Origin of the sequence: Bifidobacterium simiarum, from assembly GCF_002802905.1 — a bacterium.
GTDB classification, from domain to species: domain Bacteria; phylum Actinomycetota; class Actinomycetes; order Actinomycetales; family Bifidobacteriaceae; genus Galliscardovia; species Galliscardovia simiarum.
Window position 1 is genome coordinate 275,234 of the sequence record NZ_PEBK01000003.1, and the last position, 18,150, is coordinate 293,383.

The 18,150-nt window shown below is 64.8% G+C and carries 13 protein-coding genes; 2 read left to right on the forward strand and 11 right to left on the reverse strand.

Features of this window, described 5'->3' with window-relative positions; genetic code table 11:
• Nucleotides 1–81: 81 nt before the first annotated feature.
• The 7 genes from CSQ87_RS04560 to CSQ87_RS04590 all read right to left on the reverse strand — a co-directional run bounded on the left by CSQ87_RS04560 (nucleotide 82) and on the right by CSQ87_RS04590 (nucleotide 8,891).
• On the reverse strand, nucleotides 82–1,416 hold the full coding sequence (locus CSQ87_RS04560; protein ID WP_100512694.1) for a C1 family peptidase: 1,335 nt from the start codon (nucleotides 1,414–1,416) through the stop codon (nucleotides 82–84).
• 111 nt (nucleotides 1,417–1,527) lie between these two features.
• Entirely contained in the window at nucleotides 1,528–2,988 is a 1,461-nt protein-coding gene (locus CSQ87_RS04565) for a DivIVA domain-containing protein (protein ID WP_165776736.1), read from the reverse strand.
• A gap of 302 nt (nucleotides 2,989–3,290) precedes the next feature.
• Entirely contained in the window at nucleotides 3,291–3,950 is a 660-nt protein-coding gene (locus tag CSQ87_RS04570; RefSeq protein WP_100512696.1) for a pyroglutamyl-peptidase I, read from the reverse strand.
• A 117-nt stretch (nucleotides 3,951–4,067) separates the two neighbouring features.
• Nucleotides 4,068–4,943 carry an IspD/TarI family cytidylyltransferase gene (locus tag CSQ87_RS04575; RefSeq protein WP_100512697.1) on the reverse strand — a complete coding sequence of 292 codons (876 nt, stop codon included), beginning with the start codon at nucleotides 4,941–4,943 and terminating at the stop codon, nucleotides 4,068–4,070.
• A 137-nt stretch (nucleotides 4,944–5,080) separates the two neighbouring features.
• Nucleotides 5,081–6,151, reverse strand: a complete 1,071-nt coding sequence (locus CSQ87_RS04580; protein WP_100512698.1) for a purine nucleoside phosphorylase YfiH/LACC1 family protein — start codon at nucleotides 6,149–6,151, stop codon at nucleotides 5,081–5,083.
• A 155-nt stretch (nucleotides 6,152–6,306) separates the two neighbouring features.
• Nucleotides 6,307–7,950: a peptidase U32 family protein gene (locus CSQ87_RS04585; RefSeq protein WP_165776739.1), complete on the reverse strand. Its 1,644-nt coding sequence runs from the start codon at nucleotides 7,948–7,950 to the stop codon at nucleotides 6,307–6,309.
• Between the two features lie 266 nt (nucleotides 7,951–8,216).
• Nucleotides 8,217–8,891, reverse strand: a complete 675-nt coding sequence (locus CSQ87_RS04590) for a LysE/ArgO family amino acid transporter (protein WP_100512699.1) — start codon at nucleotides 8,889–8,891, stop codon at nucleotides 8,217–8,219.
• A gap of 292 nt (nucleotides 8,892–9,183) precedes the next feature.
• Between CSQ87_RS04590 and CSQ87_RS04595 the strand changes: the two genes are divergently transcribed.
• Nucleotides 9,184–10,698: an aminotransferase-like domain-containing protein gene (locus CSQ87_RS04595; RefSeq protein ID WP_100512700.1), complete on the forward strand. Its 1,515-nt coding sequence runs from the start codon at nucleotides 9,184–9,186 to the stop codon at nucleotides 10,696–10,698.
• Between the two features lie 159 nt (nucleotides 10,699–10,857).
• Nucleotides 10,858–12,282 carry an ATP-binding protein gene (locus CSQ87_RS04600; RefSeq protein WP_100512701.1) on the forward strand — a complete coding sequence of 475 codons (1,425 nt, stop codon included), beginning with the start codon at nucleotides 10,858–10,860 and terminating at the stop codon, nucleotides 12,280–12,282.
• Between the two features lie 48 nt (nucleotides 12,283–12,330).
• On the opposite strand, the gene CSQ87_RS04605 is transcribed toward CSQ87_RS04600, so the two are convergent.
• The 4 genes from CSQ87_RS04605 to CSQ87_RS04620 all read right to left on the reverse strand — a co-directional run.
• A complete protein-coding gene (locus CSQ87_RS04605; protein ID WP_100512702.1) occupies nucleotides 12,331–13,197 on the reverse strand; it encodes an aldo/keto reductase in 867 nt (288 codons plus the stop codon).
• Nucleotides 13,198–13,369: 172 nt separating this feature from the next.
• On the reverse strand, nucleotides 13,370–14,377 hold the full coding sequence (locus CSQ87_RS04610) for a LacI family DNA-binding transcriptional regulator (protein WP_100512703.1): 1,008 nt from the start codon (nucleotides 14,375–14,377) through the stop codon (nucleotides 13,370–13,372).
• Between the two features lie 294 nt (nucleotides 14,378–14,671).
• The gene (locus CSQ87_RS04615; protein ID WP_100512704.1) at nucleotides 14,672–16,123 is read right to left on the reverse strand and encodes an MFS transporter; all 1,452 of its coding nucleotides are present in this window, start codon (nucleotides 16,121–16,123) and stop codon (nucleotides 14,672–14,674) included.
• Nucleotides 16,124–16,352: 229 nt separating this feature from the next.
• Nucleotides 16,353–18,150 (reverse strand): glycoside hydrolase family 2 protein (locus tag CSQ87_RS04620; RefSeq protein WP_100512705.1); only part of this gene is annotated, 1,798 nt, incomplete at its 5' end.

The following is an 18,150-nucleotide window of genomic DNA, read 5'->3' on the forward strand; positions in this document are numbered from 1 at the left end:
CGACCATCGAGACGGACTACCCCACTATAGACGAAACGGGCATGGGGTGTCGTCCCCATGCCCGTTTTTGGTCAAGGTGGGTCACCGAGCCAAAGCGCCCATCGGATCCCAGGCGGGGAGCATGATGGCGGGCTCGTTCAGGGCTTCGAGGTAGTCCTTGGGGAGCATGGACTTCGGCACGGCGATCTCGTAGACGTACTCGCCGAACCAGTCGTCGCTCATGGTGAAGTAGCCCTTGTCGGCGATCTTGTCGCCCCACGAGTTCTCCACGCGCCAGCGGCGGGTGGTCTTCCCGTCGTCGGCCACGTCCACGCCGACGAACGCCATCGCATGGTTCATCGCGGAGTCGGCGAACCGCACGCGGGTCTCCTTGTCCATCGTGAAGTCGAAGTCGTACACGCTGCCGTACTCGAACAGATCGGTGGCCCACGCGCCGTTCTCGCGGTCCATCATCGGATGGCAGTCCGCACCGAACCACACCGGGATGCCCTCGTCGGCCATGATTCTGCGGGCGCAGTCCTTCATGAACTCCACCGGCACGTTGAGGTATTCGGTCGGGGTGCCGCCGACCACGTTGCCCAGATGCTCGATGCCGATCTTGCGGCCCTTCGGATGCTCGGCGCGCGGATCGTCCACCAGACACACGTAGTCCTCGAGGCCGGCGTCCACGTACTTGGCCCAGAACTCCTGCGGGGTGATCTCGCCGTCGCGGTGGAAATGGCCCTCGTCGTCGGTCCACTCCCAGTCGAACGAGGTGGGCGGGGTGCCGAGGTGGATCGTCAGCACGCGGTGCGCCGCGGCCACGGTCTCGGCCACCACCGAGTCGGCGTCCTCACCCGCGTAGATGCGGGCCACGCCCTGCCGCAGCACGGCGCGCAGATTGGTGTTCATCTGGCCGGTGTTCTGCGAGCTGGCCGTCTCCGGGAACAGGTCCTTCGGCACGGCGCCGTACTTCTCGTACACGTTCATGGCCATCGTCCACTGACCGCCGTCGCCCATCACGTCGTGGAGCAGGTGCTGCACCAGACGGGAGTCCTCAGGCTCGCCGGCGGCGTGCAGGGCGGCCATGTCCTGCATGAAGTAGTTGGCGCGTTCCAGCTTGTCGTAGTACATCGCGTAGTTCTGCGAGAACTCGAAGTCCTTGATGCCGAGGTTGCGCTTGGCCACGAACCGGGCCACGTTGAGCGAGCTGAACAGCCAGCAGCGGCCGGAGCGGGCCTGCGAGGTGACCTTGCCGTTGTCGACGGTGACGGAGAAGCGGCGCTGCAGCAGACGGGCGCGGTCGTAGTTGCGGGCCATCTTGTCGATGCCGCCGAGCGTCACCGCGTTCATGGCAAGACGGTTGACGGGGTTGGCGGCGAATCCGTCGCGCAGGGCGGCGAGACGGCCGTCATCCAATGGCTTGAGATCGGACATGATTCCTCCTTGAATATGGGGATTGCTGAAGAGTCGGATTGCTGAAAGGGTCGGGGATATCGAACGGCTCCCGCCGGAGAATCCGGACGGGAGCCGAAACTACGCTACCGATCAGTGCGCGGCGGGCTGAACCGGCTGCTCGTCGGTCTGATCGCCGTCGGTGGCCGGAGCGGCAACCGGGGCCGCGGCTGCCGCGGGGTCGACCGGCACCGCGTTGGCCACCGGCACATCCGGGGCCTCGGCGGGGGCGGCCGCATCGGCGGGCTGATCGACGACGTCGCCCACGGCCTGGGCCACGCCGGCCGGAACGCCGGCGGCGGCACCGGCGGCCGGGCCACCGAAGCCGAACGCGTTGGCGAAGATGGAACGCAGCTCGTCCACGCGGGCGGTGATCGACGCCTCGCGGGCCTGCAACGCGGTGATGTGCTCCTGAAGGCCCTCGATCTCCTTCTGGGAGGCTTCGCGACGCTGCTGCACCTGAGCCTCGGCCTTGCGGGTGGCCTCCTCGATCAGGGCCTTGCCCTGTGCGTCGGCCTCCTCGCGGGTCTTGGCCGCGTAGGCGTCGGCGTCATCACGGGCGGCACGGGCCTGGGCGAGCAGGGCGTCGGATTCCTGCTGGGCCTGCTCGCTGCGCTCCTTGACGCTGGCGAGCACCTGATTCACCTTGGTGCTGGCCTCGTCCTGCTGGGCGGCGATGTCCTTGCGGATCTGCTCGACCTCGGCGGCGGTCTCCGCCAGACGGTGGGCGCGCTCCACGTCGGCCGAATCGGTCAGACGGCGGGCGTCGGCCTTGGCCTTCTCCAGGATCTCGCCGGACTGGCGCTTGGCGTCGGACAGCATCTTGCCGACCTGATCGCGCACGTCGTTGAGGCGGGCGTTGGCCTGATCCAGAGCCTTCTGGATGCGGTCGTCGGATTCGATCTTCTTCTTGGAGATCTCCTCGTCGGCGGTCTTGCGCTGATCGGCGATCTCCTGGCTGAGCTGGGTGCGCTGCTCGGCGATCTGGCGCTCGTGCTCGGCCTTCTCGGCGGCGAGCTTCTTGCTCTGCTCGTCACGGGCGTTCTCCAGCTCCAGACGCAGGGTCTCGCGCTGTTCGCCGGCCTGCTTCTCGGCCACGGACTTCAGCTGGCTGGCGGTCTGCTTGGCGGACGAGAGGATGGTGTTGGCCTCGTTGCGGGCCTTGGCCACGAGGGAATCGGCTTCGGCCTGGGCGTCGTCGTGCACCTGGGTGGCGTCGATCGACGCGTTGTTGAGCAGGGTGTCGGCCTTCTCCTGCGCGGTCTTGCGGGTGCGGGCGGCATCCTGCTTGGCGCGCTCCAGCAGCTCGCGGCTGGTCTGCTCGGCCGAGGCGAGCAGCTGCTGCGCGGAGGCGCCGAGGGAGGCGAACGTGTTCTTCTGCGGGGTCTTGCGGGCCTTCTCCTCCTGCAGCTCGGCCTCGAGCTTCAGGATGCGCTGATCGTATGCCTTGATCTGCTCGCGCATACGTTCCGTGTTCTCACGCATGGTGGCCAGCGTGCCGTCCACCGCGTCCTTGTCATATCCCTTCCACACCACCGGGAATTCTTCTGTCATAGCGACTACCTCACAAGCGCCTTGAACCATACGGGGAGCTCCCCCGACTGGTAGGAACTTTAGCGCACGCGGGGACGAAATCCCATCGGGGCACACATACTTGCCACAACCTCGACACAGGCGTTTCGCCATTCGGATCGTCGGGGTGGTTTCCGGGGTGATTCCGGTCGGTCCGAAGGGTGATTCGGAAGGTGATCCCGGGCCGAGTCCGACCGATTTTTCAGGGTGATCCGGACAGGTCTAAGAGCCGATCTCCCGGAATCAGTCGCCGGTCTCCCGGAAGAGAAGCCGATCTCCCGGAATCAGTCGCCGAGGATCTCGTCGGAGACCGGGTGGTCCCAGTACGCCACGGTGGCGCGGATCGCGTCCTCGGCGGCCGCGATCATCTGATCGAGGGAGAGGCCGGAGCCGTACTTGCCGCCGTCGCCGACCTTGGGGAAGCTAAGGAACCCGGTGAGGGCCTTGTCCTGCCGGGAGTTCCAGTCCAGCAGCCGGTAGAACAGCGAGTTGCACACGAACGTGCCGGCGTCGGAACTCAGCGTGGCGGGAATGTTCTGCTCGGTGAAGTCGTGCAGGATGGATCGCAGCGGCAGGCGCGTCCAATAGGCCGCCGGGCCCTCCGGCTCGATCGGCACCCGGCGCGGCTGCACGTTGTCGGCGTCCGGGCGGGAGGCGTCGATGAGGTTCGTGGCGCAACGTTCCAGCGCCACCGAATGGGCGTGGGTCTTGAGCCCGGTGGCGATCACCACGTCGGGGTGCACCGTTTCGATGGTCTCGAGCAGGGTGGGCCAGGCGTTCTGGAAGCTCAGCGGCAGCAGCACGGAGGTGACGCTGATCTCGCAGCCCTCCGGCGGGGCGCTCACTCCATGCTCCTCGAGCGTACGGCTCACCTGGGCGCTCGGATTGACCTCGATGCCCTCGTACGGGTCGAATCCGGAAACAACGACGTTGAAATGCCGCATCGGTCCTCCTTGTGCTGCTGACTTGCCTGCTATTGCCTAGTATCGCCTATTGTCGCCGCCGACGTCTGCCACACCGACGTCTGCCACCGCCGACGTTTCGATCGACGTTCCGGACGCTCAGCCGCGCAGACTGCCGACCAGCGCGTGCATGCGGTTGCGCCAGTACTCGGCGTCGTTCGCCCTCGCCTCGGCCAGCGTGCCCGCGATGGATTCGGCCACGGGGATGTCGGCCAGCGTGGTGATCTTCAGGTTGGTCTCTGATCCGCTCACGATGGTGACGGGGGTGTCGGGCAGATAGTCCACCACCACCCGGGTATCGTCGGTGGGATGGAAATCCGGGTCGTCGGCCGCCTTGGCGTACGCCTCGCGGATCGTATGGAACCGGAACGCCTGCGGGGTCTGGGCACGGAAGGTGTTGGGACGGTCCGGCACCGAGTCGATGGCCTTGCGGTCGCCGAGATCAGCCGTGAGCAGCACGGTGTCGGTGCTGGGCACGGCCACCGTGGCGGCATCGAACTGATTCAGGGCCTCCACGCAGCCGCGGATCGCGGACTGCTCGACGAACGGGCGCACCGCGTCGTGGATCAGCACCTTGGCGTCGCCGGGGATGCCGGCGTCGGCCAGCACCTGCAGCGCCGACTGCGTGGAATCGGAACGTTCCCTGCCACCGTCGATCACCATGCGCACCTTGGCGTAACGCCCCTGCTCGCACAGCGTCTCCACGGCCTGGCGCACCTTGGGATTGACCACCACCACGATGTCGGTGACCTGCGGATTGTGCTCAAACGCCTCGATCGACCACTGCACGATAGGCCGGTCGCCCACGGAGACCAGCTGCTTGGGATTGTCGGGGTCGAAGCGGGTGCCGAATCCCGCGGCCAGCACCACCGCCACCACGGGGACGTCCCGAATCTGCTCGGTCTGCGGCTGTTCGGTCTGTGCCTGCCCGGTCACGCCCTGCTCCTCCTGCTCATCCTGACTCTTCTCACACATAGGCTTCACCATAGCCCCACACGGGGGCCGGCGAGCGCGGGCGCGCGGACTTCTGCACCGAATATGCGGAATATGGCGATATCGGTGCGGGCGTCCGACCCGGCTCTTCCGGCCCCGTCCCGTCCGGGCCGAGCGCGCTATTCGCGCACGACGAGGGCGAGCAGACGGCCTTCGTGCTCCTTGTGGCTGAGCGTGGCCCGGCGATGCGAGAACCACAGCGGGTTCTCCAGCGTGCACAGGCTGTGGCGGATCGCGCCGATGCGCTCGTGCAGCTCCGGGTCGCCCTCATTGTCGGCACGGCACAGGTCGGCGAGCTCCGCATCTTCGGCGAGGTACTGCGTGGCCGCGTTGACGCGACGCATCGAATCGGCCACCTGATTCACGCCGGCGAACGCCAGATCGATCATCGCGGCCTCGGCGATGTCGATGCCCGCGCCGCCGAAGCGGGTCGTGGTCTTCGTCAGCGGGAAGCGCTTCTGGAAGTCCTCGGCGATCTCGTCGCCCACCTCATAGCATTCGCCGCAGATGCGCGGGCCGAGCGTGGCCACGATGTTCTCGCGCTTCGCCCCCTTCTTCACCATGAGGTCGACCGTCTCCTCGATCACGCCCCGCTGGAGTCCGCGGCGGCCGCAATGGGCGGCGCCGATCACGCCGGAGATCGGGTCGGCGAACAGCACCGGCAGGCAGTCGGCGGCGAACATGCCCAGCGCCACGCCCTTGCGGGTCGTGACCTGGCCGTCCGCCTCGATGCGCTGGGCGGCGCGCTCCTCGTCGATCTGCGTGCCGGAGGCGTCGAAGCCGTAGGGGGCGTTGTCGCGGTAGAGGTCGTCCACGTCCACGGCCTTGGCGGAATGCACCTGACCGACCAGCGACAGCTTCGCGCCGATCTCCTCGGCCAGCGCCGTACGGTTCGCCTCGATCGCGGCCGGATCGTCGCCTCCGCGGCCGCCGAGGTTCAACGCCGCGTAGTCGCCCTGCGAGATACCGCCGAGACGCGTGGTGTACACCACCTTGATGCCGGGGGCCAGCGGAATCGGAATGGTCACCGGTACCGGACGGCCGTCCTCGTAATGATCGGGGATGGTGTTGCTGTTGAGGATGTTCGCGTCCGGATCGGCGGGATTGGGGACGGTGAGCGGGTTGACGTTCGGATCGCTTGGTGAATTGGTGTTTGATGAATTGGTGTTTGATGAATCGGTGTTGGTCATGATGCCTTCTTAGATGATGGAACTCAATACGTGGTGGTGCTTCTGCCGGATGGACAGTCCGGTAGGCTTGACCACCCCCAGTCGACTTCGCCGACAGCCCCCGCCGGCGGGGGCGGAGAATCGGATGCCGGCGGGGGCGGTATGACGACGGGCGATCAGGCGGCCTTGAGCGTGGGCTTCTTGGTGCGCGAGCGCATGGCGGCGTTGACCGGCACCTCGTGCGGGCAGGGCATGGAGAACACGCGCGCGGGATGGTTGATCTCGGCGACCGGCACGCCGTCGGCGTCCTCCAGACCGTCGTCGGGCACGACGTAGACAAGCGGGGCCTCCCCCGGCAGCACGAATTCGACGGTCTGGCCGGGTTCGATCTTGTTGCGGGCCATGATGGTCACGCGGCCACCGCGCTCGGCGCTCCACGAGATCACTTCGCCGACGACCAGCCATGAGCGGAAGTAGGCGGAGCGATCGGTGTTCTGCGTCACCTTGTGTTCCGGATAGTAGAACCCGGTGGAGTAGTCGCGGTGGGCCACCTTGTCGGGCTCCTCGATCAGCCATTCGGGCAGATCGACCGGCGGCGCCGGACGGCACTTCGCGTGGTGCCATCCTTCGGGCAGCACCTCCTCGCGAGTATTCGACTTGCGTCGGGTGGATCGGGCGCGGTAGCTCAGTTCGTCGAGCTTCGCCCCGCCGGCGGAACGCGCGGCGGCATCCTCCACGGGCACGGTCTTCTCCGCGGCTGTGGTCTCCCCGACGACGAGCTCGGACGCGACTGTGGTCTCCCCCTCCGCTCCTTCGACCGGCGGCTCCCCGGGCATGCCGGCGAACGCCTTGTCGGCATTGCGCTCGATCGCGTCGTCGGCGGTCTCCTCGAAATCGGGGTCGCCCGGACGGATCACGCGGTCATGGAACGGCTTGAGCACGGTGCCATCGGCGGATTCGAATCCGCGCTGCACCATGTATTCGTTGACCGCGGTCTTGTAGGCGTTGGTCATCGCCGCCACGTAGTAGGCGCTCTTCGACCGTCCTTCGATCTTGAGGCTGCTGGCGCCCGAGTCGATCAGATCGTCGATGTGCTCGAGCATGTTCATGTCCTGCGAGTTGAACAGGTACGCGCCCTCCTCGGTCTGTTCGATCGGGAAGTACTGGCCGGGACGCTTCTCCTCCACGATCGAGTACTTCCACCGGCACGGCTGCGCGCATTCGCCGTGGTTGCCGTCGCGGCCGGTCAGGTAGTTGGAGAACAGGCAGCGTCCGGAGAACGCCATGCACATGGCGCCGTGCACGAAGCATTCGATGTCCATGTCGTCGGGGATGCGGGCGCGGATGTCACGCACGGCCTGCAGATCCATCTCGCGGGCGAGCACCACGCGGCGGGCCCCGAACTCGTAGAGGGCCTGCGCGGCGCCGTAGTTGGTGACGCCGGCCTGCGTGCTCACATGCAGTTCGAGGTCGGGGGCGATCTGATGGGCCATCATCATCACGCCGATGTCGGTGACGATCAGCGCGTCGATGCCGGTGTCCTTGAGCTGGCCGATGTAGTCGCGGATCGCCTCGACCTCGGCGTTGCGCGGCAGCACGTTGAGCGTGACGTACACGCGCGAGCCGACGGCGTGGGCGTAGCGGGCGCCCTCCTCGAAGTCGGCGAGGCTGAGGTTTCGCGGGGCGCTTCTCATGCCGAAAGCCTTGCCGCCGCAGTAGACGGCGTCCGCGCCGTAGTCGACGGCGGTCTTGAGCCCGCGAAGGTTGCCGGCGGGGGCCAGCACCTCGGGCCGGTGACGGCGACGGAGTCCGGCCGCCATGGGTACGGATACGGGCGCCGACACGGACATGGACACGGACGAGGTCGGGGAATCCAAAGTCGGGGAATCCAAGGTGTTCAGGGGTTCAGTTGATGAAGTCATAGCAATAGGTCAGTCTAGCCGAACCACCGGGAAGACCGGTTCTCCGGGGATCCGGACTGTCCCAACCGGTTTCATGGTCAATCCAAGCTTGAAGAGCCCGATTTCGGTGTCTTCAAGCTTGCTTTGACCAAAAACCGTCGGAGAGACACCTCCTTACAGCACGACTACAGCACGGCCATGGCGAATTCGACGAGCAGCTTGAGTCCGTAGATGATGATGACTGTGCCGCACACCTTGTTGAGCCCGTTGATGATCCTCGGGCTGAACCGATCGCGGAAGGCGGAGATCAGCAGGGTGATGCCGATGAACCAGCCCACCGACGCGGTTTCGACGCCGGTGATGAACGGTGTGGACTGGGCCGCGGTGAGTGTGGCGCTGAACGCGCCGAGCATCAGCGTACCGTCGATGATGGCCTGCGGATTGCACCAGGTGACCACGCAGGCGGTGGAGATGGTATGGCCGATGCCGTCGGACTTCGCGGTCGAGGCCAACGCCGAATCCGACGCCGAAGCCTTCCGATCGACCGTCTGATGATCGGTCTCCGCCTTATGACCGGCGTCCGGCTTCGCCACGAGCAGACCCGCGCCGATGCGGATCACCACCAGCCCGCCGATGGCCAGCACGCCCAGCTGCAGCCATTCGTAGCGCTGCATCAACGATCCGACGCCGAAGAAGCACGACAGCGACAGCGCCACCTCGAACACGATGACGATCAGCGCGGTCATCAACGCGCGGCGGCGGGTCTTGGTCAGCGCCGAATTGATGACGAACAGATTCTGCATGCCGATCGGCGCGATGTACGCCAGACCGACCGTCAGTCCCTGCAGATAGAACCCCATGGCACAAACTCCTCCGATGCCCGCGAGCGCTTCTGGCTCTGCGCGGCGCACCCATCCAAGTATATTTGGCTGGCCTATTGAGAGCCAACCAAAATAATTGTTCACTATCGCTTCACTTGCGGGAAATCATATGGTTCACAACGTCTCCCGCCTATCCAGACCTTTATTCTAAGGAGTGACCCGCAATAGACAACCAGCCAAAAGGTGTGTGTACAATACAACCAAAACCACCAACCAATCACCGTACCGACCAACCAAACCGTGCCGGTCGACCACAACCGGGGAGGAGACCATGGCCCGACAGAAGCCGCTGATCATCGACTGGAAGCCGGAGCGCGGATCCGCCGTGCCGCTGGCCGAGCAGATCGTGCAGTACATGTGCCGTCAGGTCTCCAGCGGCGTATGGCCGATCGGGTCGCGACTGCCCTCCCAGCGTGCGATGGCCGAGGGGTTCGGCGTGAACCGGTCCACGGTGATCGCGGCCATCGAGGAGCTGACCGACTACGGGATCGTGGAGGGCATGCACGGGGCGGGTACGCGGATCGTCAGCAATACGTGGTCGCTGATGCTGCCCGGCGCCCCCGACTGGGCGGACTATGTGTCGTCCGGGTTCTTCAAGGCCAACAACGACACGATTCAGGCGATCAACCGTCTGGAATTCGCGCCGAACATCGTCCGGCTCGGCACGGGAGAGATCGATCCGCGACTGTTTCCGCGGGATATGTGGCGGCGGGTGCTCGGCGAGGCCGCCGAGGAGATCGAATCGCTGGGATACCCCGATCCGGCCGGATTGCCCGCACTGCGCGAGGCGATCGCCGCGCATATGCGCGCCACCGGCATCGACTGCAACGCCTCGCAGATTCTGGTGACGTCGGGGGCATTGCAGGCGCTGCAGATGATTTCGGTGAGTCTGCTGTCGGCGGGGTCGACGGTGTTCGCCGAAGCGCCCAGCTACATCAAGTCGCTGCAGGTGTTCCAGTCCGCCGGCATGCATCTCGAGGGCGTGGACATGGACGATTCGGGGATCGTGGTCGACCGGCTGGCACCGATGGCCGAACGGCACCGCGGCGGCGAGGCGGTGCTGTACACGATCCCGACGAACCACAATCCCACCGGTGTGACCATGGACGAGCGGCGACGACGTGAACTCATCGAATGCTGCGTGGCGCATCGTCTGCCGGTGATCGAGGACGGTGCGTATCAGGACCTGTATTTCGACGACGAGAAGCCCATGCCGCTCAAGGCCATGGACGAGACCGGCATGGTGATCTACCTCGGCAGCGCGTCCAAGGCACTGGCCCCGGGACTGCGCATCGGATGGATCGTGGCGCCGGAGCCGATCGTGCAGCGGCTGGCCGACGTGAAGATGCAGATGGACTACGGCGCGAGCACGCTTTCGCAGTGGGTGTTCACCCGGTTCCTCACCAGCGGGCTGTACGACGAGTATCTCGGTTCGCTGACCGACGAACTGCGGCGGCGACGGGACGGCGCGCTGGATGTGCTGGAGCGATTGTTCGGAGCGGGCGCGGCGGGTTCGGGCTCCGGTTCGGGTTCCGGCTCCGGCGAACGCGTGACCGCGCACTGGAACACGCCGAAGGGCGGCTTCTACATCTGGCTGACCTTCGACCGCCCGATGCCGATGGGCAAGCTGTTCCAGAAGGCCGTGGAGGCCGGGGTGCTGCTCAATCCCGGCGACATCTACGATTTCGAGGGCGACAACTCCCTGCGCCTCTCCTACGCCTACACCACCCCCGAGGAGTTCGAGTCCGCCGCCACCACCCTAGCCCGCCTCGCCGCGGAGCTGTAGGAGCCGCATGGACCGACAGGCCGGGCCATCGTCGGAGCGACCGGCATGTCTCCGTTACGTCTGATCATCGTCTTACTGTGTTCGTAAGCAAGTTGTGTACGAACAACTTGCTTACGAACACAGTAAGATACGACAACAACGATCGGGAAGCGGAAAACCATGGCATTCGTTGGACGAACTGAGGAACTGCAGACACTCGAATATCATTTTTCCCTGAACAAATTCCAGATGAGCGTCGTATACGGCCGCCGTCGCGTAGGCAAGACGGCCCTGATTGCCCGTTTCTGCGAGAACCATCGGGCGCTTTGGTTCACGGCCAAGGAACAGAGCGCCACGGCCAATCTGCGCGAACTATCGCAGTCAATCCTCCGGTTCTTCAACGAACCGGGGTTTTCAGGAGGCTTCGCAAGCTGGGACGATGCACTCTCGTTCATCGTCGGCAAGGCCAAGGCCGATCCCGAACACCCATTCGTCTTCGTTCTGGACGAACTCCCCTATGCCGCCGCTGCCGAACCCTCGCTGCCATCGGCCCTGCAAATCGCCATCGATCATTGGTTCAAGGACACCAACATCATGATGATCCTCTGCGGCAGCAATGAGGGCTTCATGGAAAGCAAGGTGCTGGGTTACAAGAGTCCGCTCTATGGACGACGAAACGCGCAGATACGACTAAAACCGTTCGACCTGTTCGACGCCTGCAAACTCATGCCGGAGCAGGCCGACTGGCAAGACCGCATCCACTATTACGCGGCGTTGGGAGGCACTCCGTACTATCTGGAGCAGATCGATCCGGACATGTCGTTTCAGGAGAACATCCTATCGCGTTGTTTCAGTCAGAACGGCATCCTCTATGAGGAGCCGATGATGCTGCTCCGGCAGGAGCTGCGCGAGCCCGCGTTGTACAGCTCCATTCTGGACGCGGTCGGCGCGGGACGGACCCGTCCCAAGGAGATCGCCGAATACGCCGGAGTGGACGCCAATACCGTCGGCTCGTATCTTCGCACATTGGCCCAGCTCGGCATCATCGAACGGCTCGTGCCATTCGGAGAGGATCCACATCATTCACGTAAGGGACTGTGGAAGATCAAGGACCCGTTCTTCGCCTACTGGTATCGGTTCGTCAGTCCCGCAAGCGCGCTGATCGACACTGGATATGGCAAGGCCGCGGCCGCAACCGCTTCATCCGGCGAAGTGTTTGACACCTATGTGGGGCAGCAGTTCGAAACCATGTGTATGCAGTGGCTGCTGCGACAGTGTGTGGAGCAGCATATCGACTTCCTGCCCAGCGCCTACGGCAAATGGTGGGGCAATGACCCGGCCAAGCGGGAACAGACGGATATCGATATCGTCATGGCCGATTCGTTCAATCATCGGGTGCTGCTCGGCGAATGCAAATGGCGGGAGAGCCTGAACGAAACTGAAGCCATCGACAAGCTCAAGGCGCGGTCTCCCCTCATCAAGGAGAGGGGAGACCGTCTGTACTATCTGTTCACCAAGCGTCCCGCTTCCGAAAAGACCGCCGCGAAGGCGGAACTGGATCCGACCCTCACTATCATCGATGCGGAGCGGATGCTCGGTCGGTAGCGAGACGCCTGAATCAGCGGGCGCGGATCAAACCCGGCATCGCCGCGGTCACGGCAGCTGGGCGAGGTCCTCGGCGGTGAGGTTGAGGTCGCCGGCCTTGAGGGAGTCGAGGATGGTTTCGGGGCGGTGGGCGCCGGGGATCACGAACATGTGGTCGCCCTTGGCGAGCTCCCAGGCGAGCACCACCTGCTGGTAGCTCACGCCGTACTTGGCCGCCACGGCGCGGAACGGGTCGAACTTCGAATCGTCGTAGGGGTGACGGTAGCCGCCGAGCGGGCTCCAGCACACGAACGCGATGCCCAGCTTCGCGCAGTAGTCGAGCGTGTCCTGCGTCTCCAGATGCACCGGCGAATACTGGTTCTGCACGGCGATGAGCTTGTCGCCGAGGATGCCGCGGGCGATGTCGAGCTGTTCGATGCTCACGTTGGAGACGCCGGCCCACTGGGCCACGCCCTCGTCCAACAGCTGCTTGATCGCCTCGATCGACTGATCGTACGGCACTTCGGGATCATGCCGGTGCATGTACAGCAGGTCGATCGAGTCCACGCCCAGCGCCAGCGCCGACTGCTTGCCGTATTCGATCAGATGCTCGGGCTTGCCGTCGCGAGGCCAGTCCGGCTTGCCGTCGGCCGTCCATGCGCGGCGCAGACCGATCTTGGTGGCCACGGTCACCTCATCACGCGGGCCGTTCCACGTCTCCAGCGCCTCGCGCGTCAGCTTCTCGCCGGTCTGCTCCTCCTCGCCGGGCGTGTAGTAGGCCCACGCGGTGTCGATGTGACGGCAGCCCGCATCCAGCGAGGCGTGCAGCGTCTCCAGTCCGACCGCATGTCCGCGATTGTTTTCGATGGTCAGCGGCATTTCGCCGTGGCCGATGGCCGTGGTGTCGAACGGCCCGAGATTGCGATGCATCACCATATCCAGCTCCTTGTCGTGATTGCCGATCGTCTCGTCTCCATCTTGGCACGACAGCGGGATTCGATTGGCCTCGGTGAAGGATCAGCCACCCTCAGTCCGCAAAGCCGTGCCCCTCATCAGTCCGCGGAGCGGACAGCTTCCCCCAGAGGGGGAAGCCCAAAATGAGATGCCCCTAGGACCCCACCGCCGGGGAAGACTCGCGGTACATGATTTCGTAGTCGGCGTAGAGTTCGCCGGCGGGGGCGCGACCCTCCTTGACCTGCTTCAGGATCGAGTCGACGGCGAGCTCGGCGATCTGCCGCCGGCCCAGCTCCACCGAGGTGAGCGAGGGCATGGTGTACTGCGCCTCGTCAAGGTTGTCGATGCTGACCACGCGCACGTCATCGGGGATGCGCACCCGCATTTCACGAAGCTGGCGCACCACGCCGAACGCCACGAGATCGCTGTAGCACACGACGCCGTCCGGCTTCACCCCTTCGGCCACCATGCGCTCGACCAGCTCCACGCCGGCCCGGCTCGTGGCCTCGCCCACCAGCGTCCGCACCAGTTCGGGCCGCACCGGTCGTCCGGCCGCCTCCAGCGCCTGCACGTATCCCTTCGTACGCAGCACCTCGGCCGAGGGATGGTTCGATTCCAGCACGCCGCCCAGGAAGGCGATGGTCTCACATCCGGCGGCGATCAGATGCTCGGTGAGCGCCCGACCCACCTCCACGTTATGCACCAGCACATGCGGCGCCGGCACGTCGAAGAGCCGCTCCCCCAGCAGCACCAGCGGGAATTCACCGCGCAGCCGCGGAATATCGGAGTCCTCCATCGCCAGCGGACTCATGATCAGCCCGTCGGTGGCCCGCCTGGCCATCGCGGCGACGCTGGCCAGCTCCCAATCGCGGCTGAACCCGGTCGATTCAATCAGGATCCCGTAGCCGCGCCTCCGGGCCGCGGCGATGATCTCCTCGGCCAGTTCGGCGAAGTACGCCTGCGTCAGGCTCGGGATCGACAGCGAAATCAGCCCGGTCCTCCCCGACCGCAGACTGCGCGCCCGCTCGTTGGTCACGTAGCCGAGCGCGTCGATCGCCTCCTGAATGTGCTGCTTGGTGATCGGCTTCATATACGGATAATCGGCCAGATAATTGGAGACCGAGGAGATCGAGACGCCGGCGAGACGGGCCACGTCCTGCATGGTCGGGTTCGACGGCAGACCGGTCCGCGCTGATCCACCGGACTTTGCCGATCCACTGGTCCGGCCCGAACCACCCGACTTCGCTTGCTTACCGGACACCGATTCCTCATTCCCTACGGTATACGCCTACGATGGCGAACTATCAGTTAATACTGCACCATCGTAGGCAAGCGGTCTGACCGCGGGGAGAGGCCGTCCGGGGTGCGGCCGGCAGATCAGCCGATAGTCAGACCGGCAAAACCGACCGGCGATCAAACCGGCGATCAAACCAGCCGAACCGGCAAAACCAACCCCCTAGTCGAGATCCTCCGGGGCGGTCTTGTACCCTTCGGCCCCGCGCTCGACGAGGATCCGCTGGCATTCCTTGAACTCCGCCTCGGTGTAGTCGTACTTGGTGAGGATCAGGAACTTCAGCAGCGCGCCGATCGCCGGCAGGATCGAGATCACGAAGAACAGGCCGTCGAGGGTGCCGGAGCTCTGCGCCACGTTCGGCTGGTAGCCGAGGAAGGTGAGCAACAGACCGGTGGTGGCGCCGGCGAGCGCGATGGCGAGCTTGCTGGAGAAGGTCTGGCCGCCGAACACCACGGCCTCGGCGCGGTGGCCGGTCTTGACCTGACTGTATTCGATGGTTTCGGCGAGCATGGCGGAGAGGATCGGATTGCTCATGCCGTACAGGCACCAGGTGATGCCGATGAACACGAAGGTGAGCACGGTGTTCGAGTAGCCGACGAAGAAGAAGATCACGCGGAACACGATCTCGGTGAGGAGCAGCACGCGCACGATGTCGATCTTGCGGAACCGGCGGGTGAGCACGGGGATCAGGAAGAAGGTCAGGGCGCTGAGCGTGCCGATCAGGCCGAATCCGGTCATCAGGCCGGCGTCGGACATGTTGTAGGTGAAGAAGTAGATCATCATGTTGTTGACCATCTCCATGAAGAACTTCAGGAAGAAGATCACCAGGATCATCATCATGTACTTGTTGGCCTTCACCGCTTCGAACACCTGACCGTAGGTGAGCTTCTCGGCCTTGGCGGAGGCGGAGATGCGCTCCTTGGTGAACAGGTAGCCGAACTCCATGATCACGAAGCCGACGATCATGAGGATCGCCACGGAGATCAGGTAGCTCTGCGAGGGCGTGTGACTCTGACGGAACTGGGCGAGCATCACCGGCATGATGATGCCGGCCATGGCGATGCCGGCGGAGACGCCGATGTTGGCGGTGGTCACGAGGTCAGTTCGGGTCTGGCGGTCACGCGACATGACCGTGGAGAGCGACCAGAACGGGATATCGGAGAAGGCGTAGCAGGTGCCCCACAGGATGTAGGTGGCGCCGCAGAACACGATCTTGCCGGTGAGGGAGATGTCGGGGTTGATGAAGCAGGCGATGGTGGCGACGACCACGAAGATCGGCGCGAATTTCATCCACTTGCGGAACTTGCCGTCCTTGCTGGGCGCGCGCGAGTCCATGAAGCCGGAGACCAGCGGGTCGAAGACGGCGTCCCACAGGCGGGCGATGAGGAAGATCGCGCTGGCGATCACCGAGGAGATGCCCACGACGTCGGTGTAGTAGATGAGGATGAAGCTGCCGATGATGCCGTAGCTGAAGCACTGGCCGAAGCCGTAGCAGAAGTAGGCGGCGTATTCCTTCGCCGTCACCTTGTCGTCGGGTTTGGCGGGGTTGGTGGGAGCGGTTGGCTTGGCGGGTGCGGCCGGTTTGGCGGACGTCGTTGTCGTCGGATTGGTCATGATGGTCCTTCCCTGTTGGGTGTGCCGCCGGTCGGCATGGTCGTCCGGCATGGTCGTCCGGCCTGTCGATCGGCGGATAGGTGATTGGTTGGCTGACTGATCGGGTGATCGGTCGGTCAATCTGTTAACTGAATGACTGGCTGATCAGGTGATCGGTCGGTCAGATAATCGATCGGCTCGTTGGTTGATTAGTTAGATAATGAAGTGGCGGTCCTGCGGTCGGCCGGGATCAGACCTGCACGTATCCGTAGGTGTGGGCGGACAGCAGGATCGACCGGATCTCGTCGGGGTCGAACTTGTATTCGTGATCGTGGTCGAGCAGACCGTTGACCTCCTGCTCCACGTCGGTGGTCTGCGTATAGCAGAACCCGACGCAGTAGTCGATCGCCATCACGGCTTCGGTGAGCGCACGGATGCGGGCCACCACCTGCTTCGGGTCGTCGGTGCGCCGGCCGTAGCCCCACGAATCGCCGCGGGTGCCGCCGTCCCCGCCGCCTTCATAGGCGACGCCGCCGTATTCGGTGATCATCACGGGCACCTGACGGCGCTCGTATCCCTTGCAGAACGCGCGCCGGCCCGACATCGGCGAGGGAGCCCCGGCCTTGACCTCGTCCTCGCGGCCCTGGAAGGTCTTCAGCAGTTCGTCCGCATCGGCGTTGTAGTCGTGCAGGGTGCAGATGTCGGTCATCACCTGCTCGTAGCCGTCGTTACCGACCACCAGACGGGACGGATCGTACGCCTTGGCCTGCCAGTACAGGGAGTCCACGAAGGTCTGCTGCCGGCGGTCGCGGGCGACGTCGAACACACCCCACGACTCGTTCATCAGCACGTAGGCGAACACGGCGGGATGGTTGACATGCTTGGCCAGATACGCGGGCAGCTCCCGTTCGATGTTGGCGATGAGCCGCGGCCCGAACTCGTAGGCGCTGGGGAATTCCGCCCACGCGATGAAGCCGAGCGCATCGCACAGGTAGAGCGCGCGATGACTTTCGATCTTCTGGTGGATGCGGTTGCCGTTGAAGCCCATGGCCTTCATCTTCTCGATGTCGCCGCGCACCTCCTCGGCCGTGCCGGTGAGACCGGCGTCCTTGTAGTAGCCCTGATTGAGCAGCAGCTTGAGGTAGTACTTCTGGTCGTTGAGGAAGATCAGACGGCCGTCGGAGGCAATGTCGCGCATGCCGAAGTAGCTGCTCACCTCGTCGACCGGGCGCCCCTGCTCGGTGACGATGAAGTCGATGTCGTACAGGTCCGGGCTCTCGGGGCTCCACAGGCGGATGCCGGAGTTGGCGTCCCAGTCGCGGATCGGGATGTCGAAGTGCGCGCGGCCGCCCGTGAACGACACCGAGCCGTGGGTGATCGGACTGCCCCGGAAGGAGACCTCGTAGTGCAGTTCGGCGGCGGCGAGATCGTTGATCGAGGCATCCACGGTGAGCTTCGACTCGGCCACGGACGGGGTCATGATCAGGTCGTCGAGATAGGTGGCGCCGGTCTCCTCCAGCCACACGCTCTGCCAGATGCCGATGGTGCGCGTGTACCAGCAGGCGAAGTTGGCGTCCTTCCACGACTGCTTGCCCAGCGGCTGGTCGGGGCGGTTGAAGTCGATCACCTTGACGACCAGTTCGTTGGCCTGCGGCAGACCGTGCTCGGCGCCGGCGCCGTTATTCCCGGCATTCCCGCCATCCGTGCGCAGGTACCTCGTGACGTCGAAGACGAACGGCGTGTGCCCGCCCGTGTGCCCGCCGACGTGCCGGCCGTTGATCCACACCTCGCAGGCATAGTCCACCGCTTCGAAGTTGAGCAGATAGCGCTTGCCCGGATGGCGTTCGACCGTGAACTCGCGGCGATACCAGACGACGGGATGGTACGCCGGCTCGTTCACGCCCGACTTCGGGAACGTGTAGCTGTAGGGCACTTCGATTGTGCGGTCGAAGGCCGGGAATTCGTCCGATTCCACGGCGGCGAGCGTGGCCGGATCGTCGTACAGCGCGTTGTTGGCGGGCCTGGCGGGGGCGGCCGGCTCGGCGGCG

Coding starts and splice junctions, on each gene's coding strand:
- CSQ87_RS04560 (WP_100512694.1), bottom strand. CDS start 1,416: ATGTCCGATCTCAAGCCATTGGATGACGGCCGTCTCGCCGCCCTGCGC.
- CSQ87_RS04565 (WP_165776736.1), bottom strand. CDS start 2,988: ATGACAGAAGAATTCCCGGTGGTGTGGAAGGGATATGACAAGGACGCG.
- CSQ87_RS04570 (WP_100512696.1), bottom strand. CDS start 3,950: ATGCGGCATTTCAACGTCGTTGTTTCCGGATTCGACCCGTACGAGGGC.
- CSQ87_RS04575 (WP_100512697.1), bottom strand. CDS start 4,943: ATGTGTGAGAAGAGTCAGGATGAGCAGGAGGAGCAGGGCGTGACCGGG.
- CSQ87_RS04580 (WP_100512698.1), bottom strand. CDS start 6,151: ATGACCAACACCGATTCATCAAACACCAATTCATCAAACACCAATTCA.
- CSQ87_RS04585 (WP_165776739.1), bottom strand. CDS start 7,950: ATGGCGGCCGGACTCCGTCGCCGTCACCGGCCCGAGGTGCTGGCCCCC.
- CSQ87_RS04590 (WP_100512699.1), bottom strand. CDS start 8,891: ATGGGGTTCTATCTGCAGGGACTGACGGTCGGTCTGGCGTACATCGCG.
- CSQ87_RS04595 (WP_100512700.1), top strand. CDS start 9,184: ATGGCCCGACAGAAGCCGCTGATCATCGACTGGAAGCCGGAGCGCGGA.
- CSQ87_RS04600 (WP_100512701.1), top strand. CDS start 10,858: ATGGCATTCGTTGGACGAACTGAGGAACTGCAGACACTCGAATATCAT.
- CSQ87_RS04605 (WP_100512702.1), bottom strand. CDS start 13,197: ATGGTGATGCATCGCAATCTCGGGCCGTTCGACACCACGGCCATCGGC.
- CSQ87_RS04610 (WP_100512703.1), bottom strand. CDS start 14,377: ATGCAGGACGTGGCCCGTCTCGCCGGCGTCTCGATCTCCTCGGTCTCC.
- CSQ87_RS04615 (WP_100512704.1), bottom strand. CDS start 16,123: ATGACCAATCCGACGACAACGACGTCCGCCAAACCGGCCGCACCCGCC.